The organism is Salmonella sp. SG203, assembly GCF_013350575.1.
Taxonomy (GTDB): Bacteria; Pseudomonadota; Gammaproteobacteria; order Enterobacterales; family Enterobacteriaceae; genus Salmonella; species Salmonella enterica.
Map to the genome: position 1 here is coordinate 125338 of NZ_SNMT01000008.1, position 21709 is coordinate 147046.

The 21709-nt window shown below is 43.2% G+C and carries 15 protein-coding genes and 1 pseudogene; 5 read left to right on the forward strand and 11 right to left on the reverse strand.

Features of this window, described 5'->3' with window-relative positions; genetic code table 11:
* Positions 1-146: 146 nt before the first annotated feature.
* The 4 genes from HV477_RS13735 to HV477_RS13750 form a co-directional block, all read right to left on the reverse strand.
* Positions 147-1148: a site-specific integrase gene (locus HV477_RS13735; RefSeq protein ID WP_175065077.1), complete on the reverse strand. Its 1002-nt coding sequence runs from the start codon at positions 1146-1148 to the stop codon at positions 147-149.
* A gap of 157 nt (positions 1149-1305) precedes the next feature.
* The gene (locus HV477_RS13740; RefSeq protein WP_175065078.1) at positions 1306-2883 is read right to left on the reverse strand and encodes a TraI domain-containing protein; all 1578 of its coding nucleotides are present in this window, start codon (positions 2881-2883) and stop codon (positions 1306-1308) included.
* The gene (locus tag HV477_RS13745; protein ID WP_175065079.1) at positions 2810-4336 is read right to left on the reverse strand and encodes a UvrD-helicase domain-containing protein; all 1527 of its coding nucleotides are present in this window, start codon (positions 4334-4336) and stop codon (positions 2810-2812) included. The genes HV477_RS13740 and HV477_RS13745 overlap by 74 nt, the downstream gene beginning before the upstream one ends.
* A 265-nt stretch (positions 4337-4601) precedes the next feature.
* Positions 4602-5120, reverse strand: a complete 519-nt coding sequence (locus HV477_RS13750) for a hypothetical protein (RefSeq protein WP_175065080.1) — start codon at positions 5118-5120, stop codon at positions 4602-4604.
* Positions 5121-5687: 567 nt separating this feature from the next.
* Between HV477_RS13750 and HV477_RS28420 the strand changes: the two are divergent.
* The 5 genes and pseudogenes from HV477_RS28420 to HV477_RS13780 all read left to right on the forward strand — a co-directional run bounded on the left by HV477_RS28420 (position 5688) and on the right by HV477_RS13780 (position 11081).
* A pseudogene (locus HV477_RS28420) lies at positions 5688-6161 on the forward strand (CaiF/GrlA family transcriptional regulator).
* 345 nt (positions 6162-6506) lie between these two features.
* Positions 6507-8657 (forward strand): TonB-dependent siderophore receptor, encoded by a 2151-nt coding sequence (locus tag HV477_RS13765; protein WP_175065082.1) that lies wholly within the window; start codon positions 6507-6509, stop codon positions 8655-8657.
* A 56-nt stretch (positions 8658-8713) separates the two neighbouring features.
* The gene (locus tag HV477_RS13770; RefSeq protein ID WP_175065083.1) at positions 8714-9514 is read left to right on the forward strand and encodes a class I SAM-dependent methyltransferase; all 801 of its coding nucleotides are present in this window, start codon (positions 8714-8716) and stop codon (positions 9512-9514) included.
* 35 nt (positions 9515-9549) lie between these two features.
* The gene (locus HV477_RS13775) at positions 9550-10230 is read left to right on the forward strand and encodes an isoprenylcysteine carboxylmethyltransferase family protein (protein ID WP_175065084.1); all 681 of its coding nucleotides are present in this window, start codon (positions 9550-9552) and stop codon (positions 10228-10230) included.
* Between the two features lie 20 nt (positions 10231-10250).
* Positions 10251-11081, forward strand: coding sequence for a methyltransferase domain-containing protein (locus HV477_RS13780; RefSeq protein WP_175065085.1), 831 nt, complete (start codon positions 10251-10253; stop codon positions 11079-11081).
* A 419-nt stretch (positions 11082-11500) separates the two neighbouring features.
* Here the strand turns inward: HV477_RS13780 and HV477_RS13785 are convergent, their stop codons facing one another.
* The 7 genes from HV477_RS13785 to HV477_RS13815 form a co-directional block, all read right to left on the reverse strand.
* Positions 11501-12325, reverse strand: a complete 825-nt coding sequence (locus HV477_RS13785; RefSeq protein ID WP_175065086.1) for a helix-turn-helix transcriptional regulator — start codon at positions 12323-12325, stop codon at positions 11501-11503.
* Positions 12326-12344: 19 nt separating this feature from the next.
* Entirely contained in the window at positions 12345-13094 is a 750-nt protein-coding gene (locus HV477_RS13790) for a thioesterase II family protein (protein WP_175065087.1), read from the reverse strand.
* An 82-nt stretch (positions 13095-13176) separates the two neighbouring features.
* Positions 13177-14895, reverse strand: coding sequence for an ABC transporter ATP-binding protein (locus tag HV477_RS13795; RefSeq protein ID WP_175065088.1), 1719 nt, complete (start codon positions 14893-14895; stop codon positions 13177-13179).
* The gene (locus tag HV477_RS13800) at positions 14882-16669 is read right to left on the reverse strand and encodes an ABC transporter ATP-binding protein (protein WP_175065089.1); all 1788 of its coding nucleotides are present in this window, start codon (positions 16667-16669) and stop codon (positions 14882-14884) included. The genes HV477_RS13795 and HV477_RS13800 overlap by 14 nt, the downstream gene beginning before the upstream one ends.
* Positions 16656-16850 (reverse strand): hypothetical protein, encoded by a 195-nt coding sequence (locus tag HV477_RS13805; RefSeq protein WP_175065090.1) that lies wholly within the window; start codon positions 16848-16850, stop codon positions 16656-16658. Before HV477_RS13805 ends, HV477_RS13800 begins: the two co-directional genes overlap by 14 nt.
* A 54-nt stretch (positions 16851-16904) precedes the next feature.
* A complete protein-coding gene (locus HV477_RS13810) occupies positions 16905-17657 on the reverse strand; it encodes a thioesterase II family protein (protein WP_175065091.1) in 753 nt (250 codons plus the stop codon).
* A 208-nt stretch (positions 17658-17865) separates the two neighbouring features.
* Complete coding sequence (locus HV477_RS13815; protein WP_175065092.1) at positions 17866-21705, reverse strand: non-ribosomal peptide synthetase; 3840 nt, start codon at positions 21703-21705, stop codon at positions 17866-17868.
* Positions 21706-21709 lie beyond the last annotated feature (4 nt).

Sequence of the window (21709 nt, forward strand, 5' to 3'; positions counted from 1 at the left end):
GTCAGATGGAACCCGGAATTGTAATCGGTGTAGCCTGTTCAGATATAACATCGATATGGATTTCAGGTTTCTCAAGTGAGGGAACCTGTTCCAGCAGGTTCCCTCTTCTCGATCGTCAAACATCGTTACAGATGGTAAATCTTTTGTCAACCATCCTCATTCTCGTGCTCAATAACCTTGTGTTTTTTCAGCACCGCAAACTGTTTCTCCAGTACCCTCCTTTCAGCATCAAGATCCCGTTCAACATATTCCAGCGTCGATTTCATGCTCGAATGCCCCAGCACATTCCGTGTTATATACAGGTTCTGCTCCGGGAGCTTCATCATCTCCGTCGCCAGCGTATGTCTGAACCGGTGTGACGTCATCGTAAAACCACATTCCCGCGATAAACGCCGGAAAAAGGAACGGACCGGAGGCGATCCCATATCTTCCGTGATATTTTCATCCTTACCCGTGAATACCGGAATATTAAACAGCAGATCATTTTTCTTCAGTCCCCTCTCAGCGGCTTTTTGCAGAATAAACGCCAGACGGGGTTTCAGATAACTGACAACAGACAGAAAATGTTCCTGATGATTTTTACTGCCTTTATTCCTCAGTCTGATAATATTCTCATCCAGAAATATGTCCCCGACCCGTAAATGTAAAAGCTGGTTCTGCCGCATTCCCGTATAATAAAGTGTGTCCATCATTGTCAGCCAGAACCAGGCCGGAAATAACGCATTCCGGGAAGCCAGGATCCCCAGGCGACGTTCTTCCTCCTCATGAGCCTCCATCACCCGGTAGGCATGTGAGATCTGGGCCTGCCGCATTGTCTTCTTTTTCTTTTTACCGGCCTTTACCTTTGTTTCAGCAAAAGGGTTTTCATCAATTTCAAACAGTCTCCTCTTGATGGCATAATTAAATAACGCATTCATATGCGACGCTTTATTATTCCATGTTGTTTCCTGTCTCTTCTCCACTTTCAGCACCCGTCTGCGCCATAATAATGCATGCCTGCGGGTTACGTCCTCAGGAAAAACAAAAGGGCCAAGATGTTCAGCAAAGCAGGAACTGACTTTGCGATAACTCCATTCTGAAGCTGTGCGTAATTCGTGCTCCAGAATGTATTCTTCAACAAACTCAGTCCAGGTGATCTTTTCTTTCATATATATCCTGCATCAACGATTGATACCATATTTCATACGAAGCATTCTCGCTCAGGAATATTATTTCTGAATGCAGATGATCAGACACAAGCGCAAAAATGTTTCATAAAATGTAAAATTGACGTATTTTATTACACTTTAAATTATCATGTTGTAATCACTGCATTCCTCTGGAAAACTTCAGAAACATACTGTCTTCGGGATACTGTTCTCTGGGATAAACCAGCGACAGCTGGATAAGATATCCTGAAAATTTTTTATACCCACCTGTTCCATCCGGTTTTTCATACAGGCAACACTGCCAGCAGCGTTGGTTATTAACATTTTTGTGCATGCCGAGACGTTCGAAAGCGGCCTGTATCTGTTCCCGGGGTTTCTCTTCCACGCCAGGCACTGATTTAATGAACTGGTAAAAAATTGCAGGAACGCTGATAAAAACAAATCCGCAGATAATATGAACAGCAGAACCTGGAGAGTTCACGGATATTTCACCGTTAATCAGACCTTCGCGTAGCCACTGCCAGAACTGTCTGCCACTGTTGTCTTCAGGTTTCGGCAGATTATCCGGCTGACCAGAAATTACTGTTTCCGCTGGTACTTCGTCATGTTCAGTTTCCCTCTCAACTGTCTCTCTGTTCAGGATCACATCCCCCGAAACCGTGCAGGGAACTTCCTGTGGCTCCGTAGTACTGAACCCCATCAGCGCCAGTACATCACCGGTTGTCTGATCTGCCTGTTCTTCAGGTACCGGAGCGGGCTGCAGAGAAGCGGATACAACCGTATTTTCGGCTCCGGCAACCAGGGCCGACCCCAGAACCATCCCTGCCCCCGGTGCCACAACAACAGTATGTTCCTGTCCCGTCGACGGCGTCGCCGTTCCCTGCGGTGCGACTGACGCGACCGTGACCGGGGCTGGTACCACAGGAGCAGAAACAATCGGCTGAGGCGTCTTCCGGGCTTCAGCCGGCTGACCACCTGCCAGTTCAGCCGCCTCGCTGATTATTTTTGACACCACACATCCGGGGCTGTCCTCCCCCCTGATAATACGCAGCAGCGTGTCCAGCGCCGCCGGCGTCCTGCCCAGCCAGACAACCACGTTCTCCGGCAGCAACCGCATCCCCAGCAATACCGCCAGTGCCTTCGCCCTCTCCTCCCGGTCCTTACAGAAACGCAGCCGGTAGGGCTGTGACGGCACAACCAGCCCCGGGCGCCAGAGAGTGCTGTCAGCCAGTTCCCCTTCCAGCAGGCCAAACACCGTCAGCGACCGGCACAGCGCGGCATAAAAAATCACCGCGTTCCAGGTCGCCGCCTGCGCTGACTGCTCCTCAGCCCCGGCACCCTGCGGCAGCATGTATCCCCGGGATAAACGCAGCGCGTAAGCCACCGTCGTCAGCGTGAAATCCACCAGGCCGCCCACCACCGCATGATGGTCCTTCTCCGTGACCGGCAACAGCTGCATCAGATTCACGCAGTGGCGCAGCGGCTGCAGGTAATACTGCTCTGTCCCTTCCTTTGTCATCAGGCTGTTATCGCGTATCTGTTTCAGCAGCCCCTGACGGTTTTCCGTGTCAAGTATCTCCTCCGCCGTCAGAGGCCGCAGATATCCGCGCGCTTCCGGCGTCGATTCCTTTCCCTTATCAACAGCACTGAGCCCGAAAAGTTTACGCCACATCCCTCGCCTCCCCTTCAGCATCGTCACCGGCGATGCCACCATCGTTATCAGAAGCGCTGTCACTGTCTTCCCCGCTATCCGGACGGGACAGAATGTCTTCTGCCGGGGGCTGCACCAGCACCTCGAGTATCACCGGGTCGGGGACCAGCGTCCGCCGGGCGCGCGTGGCGGCGACATACAGCAGGTTAAGTTCATCGTCCCGTTTGTCCGACGGCATCTCCGGGTCCAGAATATCGGCAAAGTCGTCATACAGTTTCACCGTGTCCCATTCCAGCCCCTTACTGCGGTGCGCCGTACACACCGTCACATCCGCTTCCCGCTCATCTTCCACCCGCTGCTGCCACAGCGTTTTCAGCCTCTCCGGCAGCGGGAAAAACTGGTCGAGGATATTCATCGACTGCTTCATTTCCGGGTCCCCCGTCTCTTCCGCCACTTCGCAGTATTCCGCGTAGTCCCGGTAATTCTGCGTCAGGGTGTCCTTCTTCATCCGTTCCGGTAAGTCCACCGACAGCCAGTACAGGTCCAGCAGGTCCTCCACCCTGTAGCTTTCCATTCCTCCCACCCAGTACACCTTCTTTCCGGCCAGAGAGTAATGCAGCGCCGTACCGATGACGCCACACACCGTCCTGTGCAGCACGGCACGGTGACCGCATGTCCGGGGGAGCGTTTCCACCACCCTGTCCGGCCCACCTTTCCCGGTAACCTTACGCGTCTCCCCCTTCAGCGCCAGCAGCCGGTTGGCCACGTTCGCCACCTCCGGACCAAAGCGAAAGCTGTGCGTCAGCCACAGACGGTCAGCCCCGTCAAGAGCCGGGGCATTCATCGCGTTATCCGCACCACGAAAACGGTAAATCTGCTGATGCGGGTCGCCAACCAGTACCACCCGGCAGGACTGGTTCAGCACAATGGCGCTGGTCACCGGGTTAGCATCCTGGGCTTCGTCAAAGAGAATGGTGGAATAACGGGATGACAGATTCGGCCTGCTGAGCTGATAAAGCTTGAGGTAGGTGTCATGGGTGACGGGGAAATCGCCCCGGCGGGCGGTCATCATCAGCCAGACCTTTTGCGCGGCGGCCAGCGTCTGCGCCAGCTCCGCGCCGGACAACTCCTCCTCATCCGGCGTATGCATCGCCATGATTTGCTCATCCGCGCTGCTCATAAAATGGTTCAGCGTGACCAGCACATTACCGGCCAGACGCCAGTTTTTGCTGTTCAGGGCGCGGGCTATATCGGTCACCTTCAGGTTGCCGGCAATCCGTGTGGTGAAATATTTTCCCGTCGCGGCAAACGCCAGCTGATGCGATGTCCTGCAGGTCACATTGTACGGAAACTTCTGCTGAGCCTCATCGCGTATGGCGCGGTTGTAGGCCACATACAGCATCCGTTCATCAGGGTTCTGCTCTGCAAAACGCCGCAGGGTGGTGGTCTTGCCTGTGCCGGCAAAGGCGCCAACCACCAGACGCGTTCCCTGCCAGTCAATGACGGCAGACTGTTCGGGTGTATCAGAATAAGACATAACCGGGACCTCCTCATTAACAGTAACCCGGCCATAGTGGGAACAATACGCGCACGCCGCCAGCGTAAATTGTATTCCCGGAAATGAAATTTTATTGTTGGCAAAGAAGCCACTTCAGGGGCTGAAGCCGGGCCCGTTTTATCAACGTGCGAGGAGTGAATACGACATAACAGGTCATACCGATGTTCGCTATCGGGGGAAAGGACAAACCCCGACGTAAATTAACGTTAATCACAGGTCACTGGTACGCATATTTGCTATTCTGTCATGCCCTGTGACGTCTGTCGTCCCCGGACATTATCCGCTCAGCGAAAGAAACGTTTTTCCCCTTATAATGCGTACCATCCAGAAGCCAGATATCATGCGGCCCCTGTCCGCCAGTCAGCGATTCTGTACGGGTACGGTGAGCATCCACCAGTTCAGCCTGAACGAAGAGCCTCACGCCTTCTTCCGTTTCAAACTCAATGAATCTCACCCGGTGGTACTGCGGCCGGGTTTTCCGGTTAGAAGCGTACAGAATGTAACTGACGACACCGTGCGCCAGCCCCGTCAGTCTGCTGATTTCCCGGATGGAAATATCGCCCTGTGACGCATACAGTTCGCGTACCGCTTCCACCTGTTCGTGGGTATATCCGGGTACCCGGAGGCTCAGTTTAAGCCTGACCGCCATGTTGCGTACCGCTGTAATATCTGTACCCAGAGCATCCGCAATTTCCCGGGCTTTCAGTTTCCCGGCATTCTCCCGCAGGTAATTAATCCGCTCTTCCGTCCAGGAAAAGGCCATCGGTATTTCCCTATCAAATAAACATAATAATAATGGTTAAGTTATGCTTAACACCTGCTGGCGGTAATGTTCAAATGATTACGTAAATTAAATAAAGTAACCACGAGTTAAATATCAAATAGCAATCATTCAATACTCATTTTAAATAACGTTTCAAAATAGTAGGTCACTTTTCCGGAAGCCTTGTACATCAAGGGGTATGCCCAGAATGTAGCCACCTAGCCAGAACACCCGATAGGCACAGCACCTATGCTTTAATGAACCATTCCGCTCAAAAATCGAGCTAAAAACTCAAGTGGAGCACTAATTTGAAACGTTATTTAATAAACAAACACTAAACAAGATGATGATTCGCTCATCATAAACGCCGTATTTTACTTTTTTACGGAACTTCTCAGTTAAAATCATTAACAGATGCCCGACAAACTATAACAGGCATCCCTTATGACAAATCATTATGCCTTTGTGTATTTTTTCTTATTAGTAATAAAAGGGTGAATTTATATCGCTCATTATTATAAATAAAAGCATGTGAGTTTTATTTCTACTTGTTCAGGAATAAACATTATGGAAACCACACCGCAAAATTACGTACCGGAACTAGCCTGTGGCAGGAAAAAAACCGCCCAGAGTAACCATGACACGTTCGTTATCTCCCCTTCGTTACAGCAGTATGCTGACGAACCACTCTACATTCTGATTGCCCTGTGGGCGCAGCAACAGAACGACTGAGTCAGTCGTACAGACATTTCCGAAACCTTTGGTATCAATGACCGTCGCGCGTCTTTCCAGGTCTCCTATATCTCCCGGCGGAACCAGCGCGTCACCTGCGAAGTTCGTGCTGTCCGTAACGAAGGTTCATCAGCCCCCCACAATCAAATCAGGATGACCGCCGTGGTACTGACCCGGGACACGGAAAAAGCTGTACCGGTTGCACCAAAAAACAGACCGCTGAAACGCAGTCATGTTGGCAATGCCTCACCAGAACTGCGCAGCCTGTTTCACTCCCTGATGGGTTCGCGAAGAATCTGTGGTAACTGACCCCTTTATACGGCCCCGGAGACGGGGTCGTATGTATCATTATGGGAGACTGTTGTCTTACTCTCCCGGCGTGTAAGAGCGAAGAATACGATGCATTTCATCCTTCAGATGTAATTTATTCATCAGACGGATACTGCCCATCGCTGATGGGCTTCTTCCCTAGATACTTCATGGTCCAGTTCATTATGTCACGGAAACGACTTCGAAAAGTTGAGTCTTCATTTTTGAATCAATATGTCCGGCAATCGATACAAAAAGACTCAATAACGGAAGACATTTCCACCCGCAATGAATGATACTGATTCTCATTTCATAATTTTAATCATTAGGGAATTGCAAAAAACTATGAATAAATATTCAAACTCTTTTAGTATTGCATTGATTACTATGTTTATTTTAGGGGCATCTTCAAACGCACTGGCTAGTGATGTAGTTCATAAAAATAAAAGCGTTAAAGAACCGAAAACCAAAGATAACTCAGATGTAATTATAGTAACTGCAACACCATACTCTGCGGAAAATGCGGAGTGGAATCAAACAACACTATCTAAATTACCATTAACTCTCAGAGAAATTCCTCAGTCTGTCAGCATGGTAGATAAAGATCGCATCGAACAGCAAAATTTTCAGTCACTGGACGATGCCCTTGCTAATTCAACAGGTTTTACAATTGTACCTGCAATGCAATACACAAATGCATGGTATGTTCGCGGCGTGCGTGTCAACTCTGTTGAACTAGATGGAGTTCCTCAGCTACTTGGTGCTGCAGCAGGAATGCCAGAAGATTTAGCGGCATATGATAAAATTGAATTGTTGAGAGGATCTAATGGACTTTTACACGGTACAGGTAACCCCTCAGCAACTATCAACCTAATACGAAAACGGGCACCAAAAGACCCTTTATTAAACGTTAAATTACAGGCTGGTAGCTGGCAATATTACCGGGAGCAAGTGGATGTTGGGGGACCTCTAAACGATGATGGTACTTTAAGAGGTCTGGCGGTACTTGCATGGTCAGATAAACACCAATTTTACGATCGTGCGAAAGAACATTCTCGCCTAGCTTATGGGACTGTTGAAAGTGATTTAACACCCTCAACATTATTACGTTTAGGTGCCGAATATCAGCAAAATACAGGCAATCCAAGAATTGGTGGATTACCAATGGCCAGTAACGGTGATGACCTCCAATTGTCTCGTAACACTAATCTTGATGCACCATGGTCTTCCTACAATTTTTATACCACCAGATTGTTTATGGAAGTAAATCAAAAAATAAATGATTTATGGCAAGGTAAGTTTAATATCGATTATCAACATGCGACAAGTAATGTTCACTATGGTGTTTTCTATGGAAGTGTAAATAAAAACACAGGAGATGGCGGAGGTATCCTCTTTGGAGGAGCAGATTATTTTAACAATAATCAACTAAGTTTTGATACTAACTTAACAGGAAAAATAGATGCTTTTGGTTTGGAACATCAATTAGTTTTTGGAGCAAGTTATACTAATGCACATATTGATAGGCGGGGGGCAGGGTATAAAGAAAAATATTATGTTCCAATAAATGTTTATCATTTTGATATATCTCATCTCAGCGAACCATCTTTAAGTGAGCCTTCAACTATAGTACACACCAGAGAAATCAATAAAGGGTTATATGGATTAGCCAGAATTAAATTAGCAACACCTCTCTCATTGATTATTGGCGGAAGAGAGAACTGGTATCAACAAAGTTCGTTAAAATCCGCATCTGAAACAAGTGGTCATTTTACACCTTATGGTGGCTTAATATGGGATTTTGCTCCCAACTGGTCATGGTATGCGAGTTATGCTGACGTCTATCAACCTCAAAACTATCAAACTTATGATGGGAAATTAGTTGATCCATTACTTGGGAAAACTTATGAAACTGGATTTAAAAATTCAATTTTAAATGACACATTGAATACATCAATAGCTATTTTCAGAATGGACATGGAAAATACTGCGCTTATAGATCCACTGCATAGCAAGGGAAGAATGTCATATTATATGAATGGTGGACAGGCAACTACTAAGGGTATCGAGTTAGAAGCCAATGGATATTTAACACCGTACTGGACATTATATGCTGGTTATACTTATAGTAAAACAACGACAGGTAAAACTACAGGAGGTGGTAATGTTTCCACATATAATAGCGCTGCTCCAAGAAATATTTTCAGACTTTGGACAAACTACGATTTACCATGGGATCAACGTCGCTGGAGTATAGGAGGTGGTATTCAAGCTCAGAGTCATTACACTAGTGTCTATGGTAAAAATGTACGTCAGGGAGGATTCACTTTGTTTAATGCTCGTTTGAGCTATATGATTTCTGATAATTGGAAGGCTTCACTTAATATTGATAATATATTTGATCGTCACTATTATAGTGCATTATTCTCGCCTGAATGGAGTAACTATTATGGTACTCCACGAAATGTTGCATTGACAATAGAAGGCAGTTTGTAAAAACTTTTATTTATATATATTGCAGGGTTTCCCTGCAATATAAAAAGGAGAGTAAAATGAATTTTAAAAATGAACTAGCAAACACTCTTTTTATACCATTAACCATGAAAGCTCTTGAAAACCGCAAGAAAAATGGTTTATTTAAAGATCAACAAGCAGATGATATAGTAACTAAATTAGGAATCCCTTTTCCAGATATGGAATTGATACAAAAGGGGACACAAATCGGTACCGCAGTAAGAGTTAAAACACTAGATCAGCAAGTGGATAATTTTTTACAAAAAAATCCTAATGGAGTTCTTATCACACTAGGTTGTGGTTTAGATAACAGACTACTAAGATTGAAAAAAACGTTAATTCACGCACTAAATATCGATCTGCCAGAAGTAATAGAGATTCGAAAGAAATATGTAAAAGAAACTAGCGATACAGTTATAAATAAAGGCTTTTCGATTCTTGAATCACAATGCTTCGAATACATAAAGGAAGCATATTATGATAGGCCAAAAATATATATAGCAGAAGGTATACTTCTGTATTTTAATGAAGACCAAGTATTCAAAATCTTCAATTCAATTTTGAATGTAAGTAATAAAAATATTTCTAACAACGAAATTTGGTTCGACTCTCATACCAAAGAAGTAAATGATTTTATGAATACCAGAGAAGATTTTAAAAAAATAGGTGTGACTTTTAATTGGTGGTTAAATAGCCCAACGGACCTTAAAATAAAAAATATGAAATTAATTAAAAGAATGTCATTTATGGAACAATATCCCGAAGCATGGGGAGATCTAATCGACTCGGCTCCCGATATATTTCGTAATGGAGTACATGTAAATGGTTATAAATTTTAAAATCCATCATGTTTAATCTAATTAAAGGATACAGAATGGAATTCTTCAACTTCATAAAATTAAATAATGAAATGTTATACCAAACTATATTCATCATTTTGTCGATTGTCGGATTAATTAGCTATTATATAGGTTACGTCTTGGCAATTAAACATAAAGATGAAAAAACTTTCACTAAAGCTGGATATTTTTGTTTTGTGGGAGGTTTTACATCTTTATTTTGGATTATTATGCCTTTCTTTCCTCAACCCAGAATAGGTTTTTGGACTGATAATAATATAACAACTCCAGCTATATTTATGCATACGTATGGATTAATATTATTTATATGGTTTCTTAATTTTACAGTACGAGCCACAAAATCCAATCTGACAGCAACTTCCAAATATTTTTTCTCTCCTACACACTTGATTACAGACGGACAATATCGTGTTTTAAGACATCCAATGTTAATGGGCGATTTTTTTGCTCATTTAGGTTTAAGTCTGATGTTGGGAGCTATTTATACGACTTTACTCCTTCCTTTATACTATATAATAAATGAAACCTTCATTGAAATTCAAGAGCGTAAAGTACTTAGAGTTAAATTCAAAGAAGAATACATTTTATATGCTAAAAATACGCCAAGATCCTGGAACCTAAAATTTTTCATTCTATTTATTTTATCTGTTTTGTTTTTTTTATGGGCAATGATGACAAACAACGTCAATTTATAATCTTATCATAGGAGTTTAAAATGAAAAGTGGGAATATAGATAAAACAAATGATAATAATTTAAATAAAGAATCTGTAGATGAATTAATTACCGCCCTACCAGGTAATTGGCGCTTTGACCATGAAGTTGTGCAAGCATTTGACGAACACGTCCGTCGTAGTGTACCTTTCTATGATCAAGTCCAGACAATGATTTCTGATATAAGCGAATGGTTTGTACGTGATGGTACAACTATTTATGATTTAGGCACATCAACAGGTGAAACCATATATCGACTTAAAGATAAACACAAATCAAAGAAAAATATAAGATATATTGGAATCGATAATAGTCTTCCTATGCTTGAAAAAGCACGAATTAAATGTGGCGATGAAAATATACAATTCCTACATCAAAATATAATTTCAGTAACTGAATTCCCTGCAGCTGGTTTAATAACTGCAATTTACTCACTACAATTTTTACCTCTTTCTGAACGCAGAATTGTAGTAGAACGTGTATCGCGAGATTTATATGAAGGTGGCGCATTTATCATCGTAGAAAAAGTACGAGCTGAATCTTCGTACTTTGAAGATATATGGCTTGAGCTTTATTGGGATATGAAACAATCATCTGGATTAAACTCTGAACAAGTTTTATCAAAAGCCAAAAGTCTCAGAGGTATTTTGATGCCTTTGACGTTATCAGAAAACATAAAGATACTTGAAGATTCGGGTTTCGTTGTAATCGATATATTTATGAAATGGTATAATTTTGTAGGAATAGTTGCAGTTAAAACTAAAATAATGCAATCCATATTACCCATCGATGATAAAATGTCATTTCAAAACCATCCTGACCTTATTGTTTAACTAGTATTTAAAAAATTCAAATCTTCCTTTAGAGAAGGAGGTATTAATTATACAAAAACCTTGGGAGTGTGAAAAAATATCAATGTAAATATCCGTCTGTTCTTGGGTACTAAAATTATGATACTAAGGCAGGGAGCCAAACCATGTTGATGGCCACATCCGCAGAATGTGGCCATCATTTCGCAAAAAATATTTATGCCCGCATTTCGTGTAAATGTGCAAAGAGCAGATACTCAGGATATTTTCAGTTCTAAGAATGAAAACTTAGTGTTAATTTTCAGAATTGAATTCACTGTGTATTCTGCCAAAGATGAACAGTGAGAATAACTGGTCACGCCACGTAAGAATACACATTTGTTATATTATATAGCAGCAAAAAACTCTAAGCTATAGATTAAATCCATATATTAAATATAATTTCAACCAGTATTTTTTAAGTCACCAGGAGATATACCATACTTCCTCTTGAATACTGAACAAAAATGCGAAGTTGTATAACCTATCTCAGATGCAACTTTAGATATATTCCCAAAGTTACAACAGATTAAGCAATATGCCATCTGTAGCCTGTACTCCTGTAGCCACTCATAGATGCTTTTCCCATTCTGCTCTCTGAATTTCTTCGTTAGTTTTTTTGTGTTAATGCCAATTCGATTAGCAAGTTCATTCAGGTCAGGAGGATCCTGATATTCCTCCATCAGAATTTCCTTCACTTTTTTTATTTTATTATCATGTCTAAACGCATTTTCCTCAAAGTAGTCATTAAAGCCGCAAATTTGATAAGTTATTAAAGATATTATTTCCATCGCTTTCCCCAGAATAAATAGTTCCCTTGAAATACTTTTACATGGCAAATAGAGACTCTGTAAAATCAACACCCTTAAAAGCTTCCCAATTTTTAGAATCATATATTCACCTCCACTCACTTTTAATCTGACATTTTTATTCATTATTTCTTCACAAAAACCATAGTAAACAAATTCTAGATGATCTTTTACTGGTTTAATTTCTAAGCTCTTATCACATAATTGATTAAACCATACCAAATTATCCTTAGAGTATTTGATGTTACGATCATCATAGGAAATATACCCTTCGCCTTCTAATATCATAATGATATTTATACCTTTATATAATTTCATAGTCAGTCCAGAACTACATTTATTACTATATCTTTTTATTTTAAAATCACCCATTAAAGAAAAACTAAATTGATTATATTCTGATAATAGATTGTTTTTCATAATTAACTCCGCAATTGCATTAATTTTTTTCCGAAATATATTTTAGAAGTATGTTATTTATAATATCTAAAATTCCTTCCTTATTCTTGTTTAAATAAAAATGACCACCATCAAACCAATAAAATGTCGCATCTGACGTTGTACCTATCCGCCACTCATCAACATGTTCACTAGCGATCAATTTATCATCTTTAGCACCAAATACATAAACGGGTATATTAATTTTCACATCATAAGAACATGATACATGTGATTCGCATAACATAATATCCTTACGAATCATATTAATAAATGACTCTTTGATTTCTGAATCTAGATAATCAATATTGTCCATACCTCCTGAATCTTTTAAAAAAGTATATAATTCCTTATTATCTACTTTAGATACATCAGCATATGGATAAATTGAATAGGGAGACTGCTGGCCACTAACAATCAAACATAATGGTGGATTTCCATTGCATTCTCCCTCAAGAGCTAAAGACCAGCTTAACCATGCTCCAAGGCTATGTCCAAATATGGCATAAACACAACCTTCCAGTTGAGGAAGGATATCCTTTATCATTCTGGTTACCATAACGTCATAATTAAGTTCCCTTAGAGTATCATGGCCTATATCCCTACCTGATAAAGCGACCGGACAAACCCTTACCTTTTCAGATAGTAATTTCTGCCATTGCATATATGTTGAACTATAACCACCTGCATAAGGAAAGCAAATCAAATTAATTCGTTCATCAGGTTCCGGTTTGATAATAAATTTATTCATGTGCAACTCCCTTTATTCAAAGTCATTTTTATTGAAAAATGAACTATAAAAAATAATGAATTAGCTTTTATTTTAAAATTAGCTATACCACATTGTCCCTCATCTGTGATTCCCACATTTCATAGTAACGACCTCGGGCATCCAATAATTGCAGATGGGTACCTTGTTCAGAAATAATTCCATTTTCAATGAGAATAATTTTGTCAGCCCCAATCAAAGTATGCAATCTATGCGCTACCATTATGACTGTATTTCCTTCAACCAGAGTCTCCAGAGCGCGCTGAACTTCATATTCTGACTCGGAGTCAAGTGATGCTGTCGGTTCATCAAGAATAATAATCGGGGCGTTTTTCAGAATTGCTCTTGCAATTGAGATTCGCTGCCGTTCTCCTCCCGATAGAGCTCCCCCGAGTTCTCCGACTTTAGTTTCAAAACCTGATGGTAAGTTATTTATAAAGTCATAAATATTCGCTGCTTTAGCTGATGCGATAAGTTCTGCTTCACTGGCACCAGGATACCCCATCAGGATGTTCTCACGAATTGTATCGTTAAAAAGCCAGACATCCTGATAAACAACTGAAATCTGTGCTATAAGATCCTGCGATGTCATAGTACGAATATCAACATCTCCTAACATGATTCTACCTTCATCAGGATCTGCCATACGGGTAATTAATTGAGTTAATGTTGTTTTCCCCCCTCCGGATGGCCCCACTATCCCGGTGAACGTACCCGGTTCTAGAATCAATGATACATCCTGTATTGTGTTATCCCCCTTGCTATAACAGAAACTAACGTTTTCAAATTTAATACCGTTATCCTTGGGCAAATGTCTCGTTGGAAGTTGTACTAATGGCTCCACCTCCATCAAAGTATCAATTCGTTCAATTGCTGATTCTGACATCTCAAAAACTTTACTCAAAATAGCAATAATACCTAATGGTTCAATTATATGTGTTGCTATCACAACCAGACTACATAGTATAATTGCTGACATCTGATTGTTCGTTACCAGAATACCTCCAACAGCAATAAATAATACCAGAGTCATTTGTGAAATAAGCTGCCCCAAAAAAATAACACTTGAGACAGATCGCTTTCCTTCATGCTGTGCAGATTGTTGTGCTATAAACGCTTTATTTAACCTTGAAGAATATCTTCCTGCCTGGCCAGTAGCTCGGAATACAGATAATCCTTGTACATACTCGACTATCCTTGCGGCGCTTGTCGCATCACTCTGATCCACATGACGAGTATCCTTTTGATATTGGTGTGTGATGTACTTCAATAATGGCAACAGAATAGCTAATGCAATCAGAAAAACAAGTCCACTACGCCAGTCAATTATCAGCATTGTAGCGATTAACATTAAAGGTAGCGTTACCATTTGAATGAAAAGTGTTCCCAGTGATGACAGCGATCTGGCCGCCACATTAACACCGCCGCCAATAACCTCCGCTAAATCTCCTGCCTCCCATTGTCTTAACTTCAACAAAGGCATTCTATATAGTGCCTCCCCCAAACGTAGCCGGATTTCACCAATAACTTTATGCCAATTATTCCATGTGAAATTCATCGCTTTAAGACTAAAAATGACTTCCGCAACAACCAGACAAGAATATAATCCAGTCCAAAACCATACCCCCCCCATTTCCGGCTGGTTTAATGTTATAAAAAAAGGAACCAGAACAGCCCATGAAGCCGTTTGTAAAATCACTGCAATCAAAGTCAAAATAATTGTTCGTTTAAACGCAGAGGAATGATCCCCTGCTATTTTCATCATCAGATTATATATTCTCATTATTATCCACCTTTCGAGCCTGCATTAAATGCCAGTTATGTGTCGCCTGATAACTTTGCCAAAGTTTTGTATAACGATCACAAGAAATCATCAACTCTTCATGTCGTCCAGTTCCAATTACTTCTCCCTTCTCAAGTACCACTATCTGATCAGCATGCGTAATTGTCGTTAATCGATGTGCAATAATTATAATTGTTCTTTCCTGAGAAAGTTCATCAATTGCCTTTTGAATTGCTTCCTCACTTTCTGGATCAACCCATGCCGTGGGTTCATCTAAAATAACAACTTTTGCGTGGGATATCAGCGCTCGCGCGAGAGTAATACGCTGCCTCTGTCCTCCAGAAAGACGAGACCCGCGTTCTCCCACCTCTGTTTCATAACCCTGCTCAAGAGCGCTTATGAAATCATGAGCACACGCACGATGGGCTGCTTCTATAATTTCATCATCGGTAGCATCCGGACGTGCAAGGCGAATATTCTCTGCAATAGTCCCTGAGATAAGGAAAGGTTCCTGAAACACGAAAGCCACTTGTTGAAGCAAAGCGCGACTGTCAATATTACGTATATCTATCCCACCAAGCCGTATCATCCCAGCAGAAACGTCCCAGAAACGAGGAATCAATCGAGCCAAAGTTGATTTCCCGGAACCTGAAGCCCCCACTACCGCACAAAAATTTTTAGATGGTATCTTTAGATTAATTAACTTTAGTGCCTGAGTTGTATTACTATCTGTAACATATGAAAATGAAACGTTTTCAAACTCAATATCTCCATCAACTGGATTCTGTGGATACACAGGCTCAGCTAATGGTGTCATGGCGAGGATATCGCATATCCGATGAGCTGCTGCTCTTGCATCATTGAGCATATTAGAGAGATACATTAGTGGCCTTATCGCCTGAACAGGCATAGTACCAACCATTAATCCTAATACCAGATCCCGGAGTGAAATCCAACCAACACTCAACATAGCGGGAGAACACAATATAATAATCAAAAGTGTTGGTAATGGACTAATCACTATACTGTTAGCTTTGCTGGCATTCTTAGTCGAACCAATCCATTTTTCTAATGCCTCAGTAAATGCATCTACTTTCTGAGTAAAGCGACGAAAGGCAACTCGTTCACTGTCAAATGTTCTTACAACCGGCATACCTTGAACGAATTCTATAACCGCTGCATTTATTTGTTCATTTGCCTGATTGTATCGTTGTCTTTGCTCTTTATGATCTCGAGTCATCCATGCCATACATAACCAAATAAATGGAAACATCAAACACACCAATAAAAAAAGTTTCCACTGAACGAATAATAATATCAATAATGCTGCCAGAGGCTGGCTCACCCCCACTCCAACGAAAGGAGAAGCATCTGCAACTGCTGCATGTAATCCTTTTACGTCATCATGCATTATTTTTTTTATACGCCCAGCGCCTAAAATTTGAACGTCACCTAACGGTAATTTAGCCAGTACATCAGCAAGATGCTGACGTAAAGTAACCTCCAAATCAAAAGATGCTTCATGCGTAATAAGGTCAGCCCTGTTTCTCGCTAAATATCCGAAAATAAGACCAATCCCTCCAACTATTAACCATATCCAAAAAGCAGTATTTATCGATGAATTTATTATCTCAGTAACAGCGAACGCACAGCAACTTAACCCCATAACAGTTAAAACGCCAGCAACTGCTCCAAGGTACATCCCAAAACGGATTTGATATTTTACTTTAGGAGACAGTGAAACTAATTCTTCAATTTTTTCAAACCCTTTCATGAAAGTCTCCCTGAGCATCTGTGAAATTAATAACAATTTGTTTTAAAAAAAGCTTATGCCTTAGTAGTGATATATATGCTCCGCCGCGCCCTAAATATCTTTCACTTAAATATGAAAAGACTTCATCATCATCTACAGATAACAGAAGGTTAAGACTTCCCGTATGTACAATTGAATCCATTGTGTCTTTACCTTTTAACAGGTCAATTTGTGAGATAGCAATGATAGTTCTCCTTTATAGCACTCGATTAATTTTAGAAAGTAGCAATTCACATAATGTACTTACAACAGCTTCACGATGATGATTAAGGTAAAAATGCCCGCCACTGAAACTTCGTTGATGGACCTCCCCCTTACTCCAGACTTTCCACCCACTCACAGCTTCCTCAGTTAACTCCCAGTCTTCCGTTCCCCAAAATACAGCCAGTGGGCAACTTAAAATATCAGTTGGTATCGAACGATAATTTTCAATCAAACGATAATCTGCACGTATTGCAGGCAATATAAGCTTACGAATCTCAGGGTGGGAAAGAATATTCGCATTACTTTCATCAAGCCGAATGAGTTCCTGGCATAGTTCTTCATCACTCAGCTGATGTAACGTACCCATCTTATGAAATTGAGGTGCCCCGCACCCAGATATAGCAAGTAAACTAGGCTGAGGTACTCCCCTTCGAAATAGTTCCAGTACTAATTCATGTGCAACAGCCCCCCCCATACTGTGACCAAAAATAGCCCACGGACGGTTAATGACTGCCCCCATTTCATCTGCCAGTTCGTGGATAATTGAGGAAAAATTCTTCGGAATAATTTGTTGAAAGCGGTCCAACCGTTTATTAAAACAGCAAAAATAAATAGAAATATCAGATGGCATAAATTCAACCCAGGGATGAAAAAGAGATGCATCCCCTCCAGCATGCGGAAAACAAAACAGCTGCATTTTTGATTCCGTCATCCCTGGAAAGAATTGAAACCAAGAATAATCCATATACTTTTTCTCCTAAAATTTTTAGTCCGAAAAAATGTGATTTACGATAAGGTTCCATCTAATTGAATAAATCATTACTTTTTGGTATTAAACTCGGTCATGACCTCGCATCGACAGAATAGTCTGAAAACAACAGACGAAGACACGGACAGGGTAACGACCATACAAACCAATGCCACCCAACGCCCAATGAGAAAGCGATATTTGCTCAACGTCTTTCATTTAATGCCACCGATAAACTCCGCAATTGCCTGGCAAAAGATGAGTTGAACTCTGGACTGTTACAGGCTGGCAGAGAAATTGACTCAATTTTCCCCAGGCATCGATCGCGCCAGCCTGAATCCCCTTCTTCTTCTCCCTCCGGTATCAGTAACTGGACATCCCCCATAAAAATCCCTTCCATATCAGCACCAACCGTCACTGGGGCGATAATTAGCATTGACACACTGGCTTGTCCTGCCAGTTCCAGAACCTGAGCCAGAGCCAGTAAAGGAGCCACGTTCCGAAAACCAACAAGCTGAATGGCTGTCGAGCTCCTGCCCAGCAACACCTCACACTGTGCTGTATAGTCCTCGGGCTCAATGATGTCACTCAGCACCAGTACAGTGGATGAAGGAACCGCCTCCAACGTTTCTTTCAGTACAGACGGAAACTCACCCACAAGTACCCACAATGCACCGTTAGTCTGGCTGTTGGTCGGTGTTGGCTCCGCGTTTAATATTTCAGGAGGTGGTACCGGAGAAGCATGAGCCGCTTCGTGAAGGAGGAACTCCTCCAGCGCAGCGATTTCCGGCTGGTTTAATAACTGTCGCAGCAGTCGATCAAACGGCACTGATTTGGCTTCCGCTACCTGCTCACGCAACTTGCCTGCCATCGAAGCCATAATCAACGAGTCCACACCCATCTGGTAGAAGTTATCCGTGGGAGAGAGCGTTTCAACACCAAGCGCCTGACACCACAACGCACTGAGCTGTTGCCGTAACGCACTATCCGATGACGAGACCGACTGGTTTTCAGACTGACAGCGCATATCCAGCGCCTGGATATCAACTTTACCGTTTGTAGTCAGGGGTAACGCAGCCAACGTCAGCAGCATTGCAGGCACCATATAACCAGGAAGCCGTTCACTCAGCCAATGACGCAATTGATGACCGGTAACCTGCAAATCTGATTTCAGCACGACAGCCGCCAACAACGTACTTCCCCCTGCCCGCTGACGAATAAAAACGGTCGCCTCTGTTACCGCAGGATGTTGACGTAGGGTATATTCAATTTCACCCGTTTCGATACGGTGACCGTTTACTTTCACCTGATTATCGGTACGGCCAAGAAACTCCATTTCCCCCTCTGCACGCCAGCGCCCTTTATCGCCAGTTCGGTAGAGACGTTCTCCACTATCGGCATGAATGATAAAACGTTCCGCGGTTGTAGCTTTATCATTCAGATACCCCTCAGCCAATCCTGCGCCACCTATGTACAGTTCGCCGGGAACATCAATCGGGCAGGGCCGCAGGTGACGATCCAATACATAAAAATGCTGATTACTGAGCGGGAGCCCATAAGGCACTGAGCGCCACTCCGGTTTGCGCTGACGACAGATATGAAAATTCGACCAGATCGCTGCTTCAGTAGCACCGCCCAATGCCACCACCTGTAACTCCGGCCTTTTTACCCGCAAGGCATCAGGCAATGTAAGTGGCACCCAGTCACCTGATAGTAATGCGAGTCTCAAGGAAGCTGTCAGTGGCTGTCTTTCAACTGTAAGGTAGCATTCCAGCATTTGCATCAATGCAGGGGCGCTATTCCAGATCGTTATTTGATGTACAGAGAGAAGTTCAGCCCAATGCGAGGGATCGGTCTGGCGTGGAAGTTCGGGAAAAACCAGACTTCCCCCCACAGAGAGCAGACCAAAAATATCGTATACCGACAGATCAAAACTAAGTTGAGACAGCGCCAGCACACGATCCTGGCATCCCACGCAGAACCGCCTATTAATGTCCTGAATCGTATTGCTTGCTGCACGGTGAGATACCATCACGCCTTTAGGCGTTCCGGTAGACCCGGAAGTAAAGATAACGTATGCAGCTTCTTGTACCGAACGTATCACTGGTGTGAAACTGGCCGGGACAACCGTATTGATATTGATTGTTGTAACACTAGCAGGTAGTCCCTCCGGCGATTCACAACATAATAACCAGCGAACTTCTGCAGCATGAAGCAAAGTATTACGGCGTGTTGCTGGCAGGGTGGTTGCTACAGGCAAATAGACCGCACCACAGAGCAGTATGCCCAGTACAGCTTCCACTTGTCCGCGCCCTTTTTCCAGTATAACCGCCACTTTTTCGCCTGGTTCACACCCCCGACGAAGTAACGTTGCCGCGACAGAACATGCCCGTTGCCATAATTCACCGTAAGACTGTTCACCCAGGGCATCAATGATAGCAACTGTCTCTGGTTGTTCTACGACTCGTGCCGCGACAGGTTGCCACAATAGTGTTGGTTCAATATCTGCCGATGTACGGTTGACCCGATCCAACAGAACTATTTGTTCTGGCGGTAACGCCAGGGACTGGGCCCGTTGCCAGCTATCTGCATCAGTTGCCAGTTCGGTGAGTTGCTGTGTAAAACACTCCATCATCGCAGGAATCATCCCTGGGGGAAAAATCCCTTCCCGTACGTCCCAGTTCACTCGCAGACCATGTGCATCATCCATCGCCTGGCAGTCAATAAATACCTGTGGTGTTTGAGTTATACCATCAGGAACGATCTCACCACGTAATGATGCACTACCGAGGTTACTTTCCACGCCTATTGCGCTGGTAAATACATATGGCATCAACGCACCTTCACGCCCCCGCTCACGTGCCAGATCCCGTATTACCTCAACACCAGAGTAGAGACGGTGGTCCAAATCACTGAACAGTTGTTGGCTCAATTCCTCGGCCTGACGAATAAAACTCTTTGTATCCGTAAGACTGACTGCCAGCAAACTGACCGAGGTAAAATCACCTACAATTTTGTTGATCTCAGGATGAAGCGGCAATCGGTTCAGAATGGTGAGATTGAGAGTAAAGTCACTTTGTTGACTCCAGCGTTCCAGTGTACGTGCCCAGACAGTCATAACAACAACGGTTGGGGTCAAATTATGACGCGCTGCCGTTTGCTTGAGCGATCGCCATTGGGCGACATTCAGTTGCATTTCTGTCCGACTGAATTTTACCGATGCGGTAGCCTTTGACACCATTAAGACTGGTAAATCTGGTGCTGAAGGAAGATTCGCCAGACGATCGCGCCACCAATTCCGATCTCGTAACCATTCGGCCCGTTCCCGCAGACGGTACTCAGCCAGTACATAGTCGCGGAACGAGATTGTTACTGAAGGTAGCACTTGCTCCGGCGTAAAATATTGTTGCTCAAATTCGCTCAGCAACAACCGCACGCTGGCCCAGTCAGCAATCAGGAAATCAAGCGATAAATGGAGATACGCGCCCTGCGTGTTCTGCGATACCGCGAGGTCGAAAAGCGGCCAACGGTCAGTCTGATATACCCGATGCCCCATGATTTCTTTGACATCAATGTCTGGCGAATAGCACGTCACCACCACATCTGGTACTTCCGCCAATACACGCTGTTTTCCACCATTGTCGATAATCATACGCAACATATCATGCCGCGTGATCAGTGTTTTCCACACCTCCGCCACTCGATATACATCCAGATCCGGATAACGAAGCACAAGGTAAAGATGACAAGCCACCCCTCCATAACCAAACCCGTCGTGTCGTCCCAACAGATAAGCAGACTGAACATCGGTAAGTGGAAACGGTTCGTAGCGCTCATTGGGACAAGACTGAAACAGCGGCTCTGCTTGTTGATCCTGAAGCAGCGCAATTAACGCGATCTTATGCTCTTTCATCTCACTTAATAATTCTGGAGTGACGACGCCTCTTGGTGCGCTGTAATTTAGCCTTCCCTGTTCCTGCCATATTTGTACACCCAGGGTGGAAAGCTTCTCAAACAATGCAGCGGCAACTTTTTGATCGATCATACTA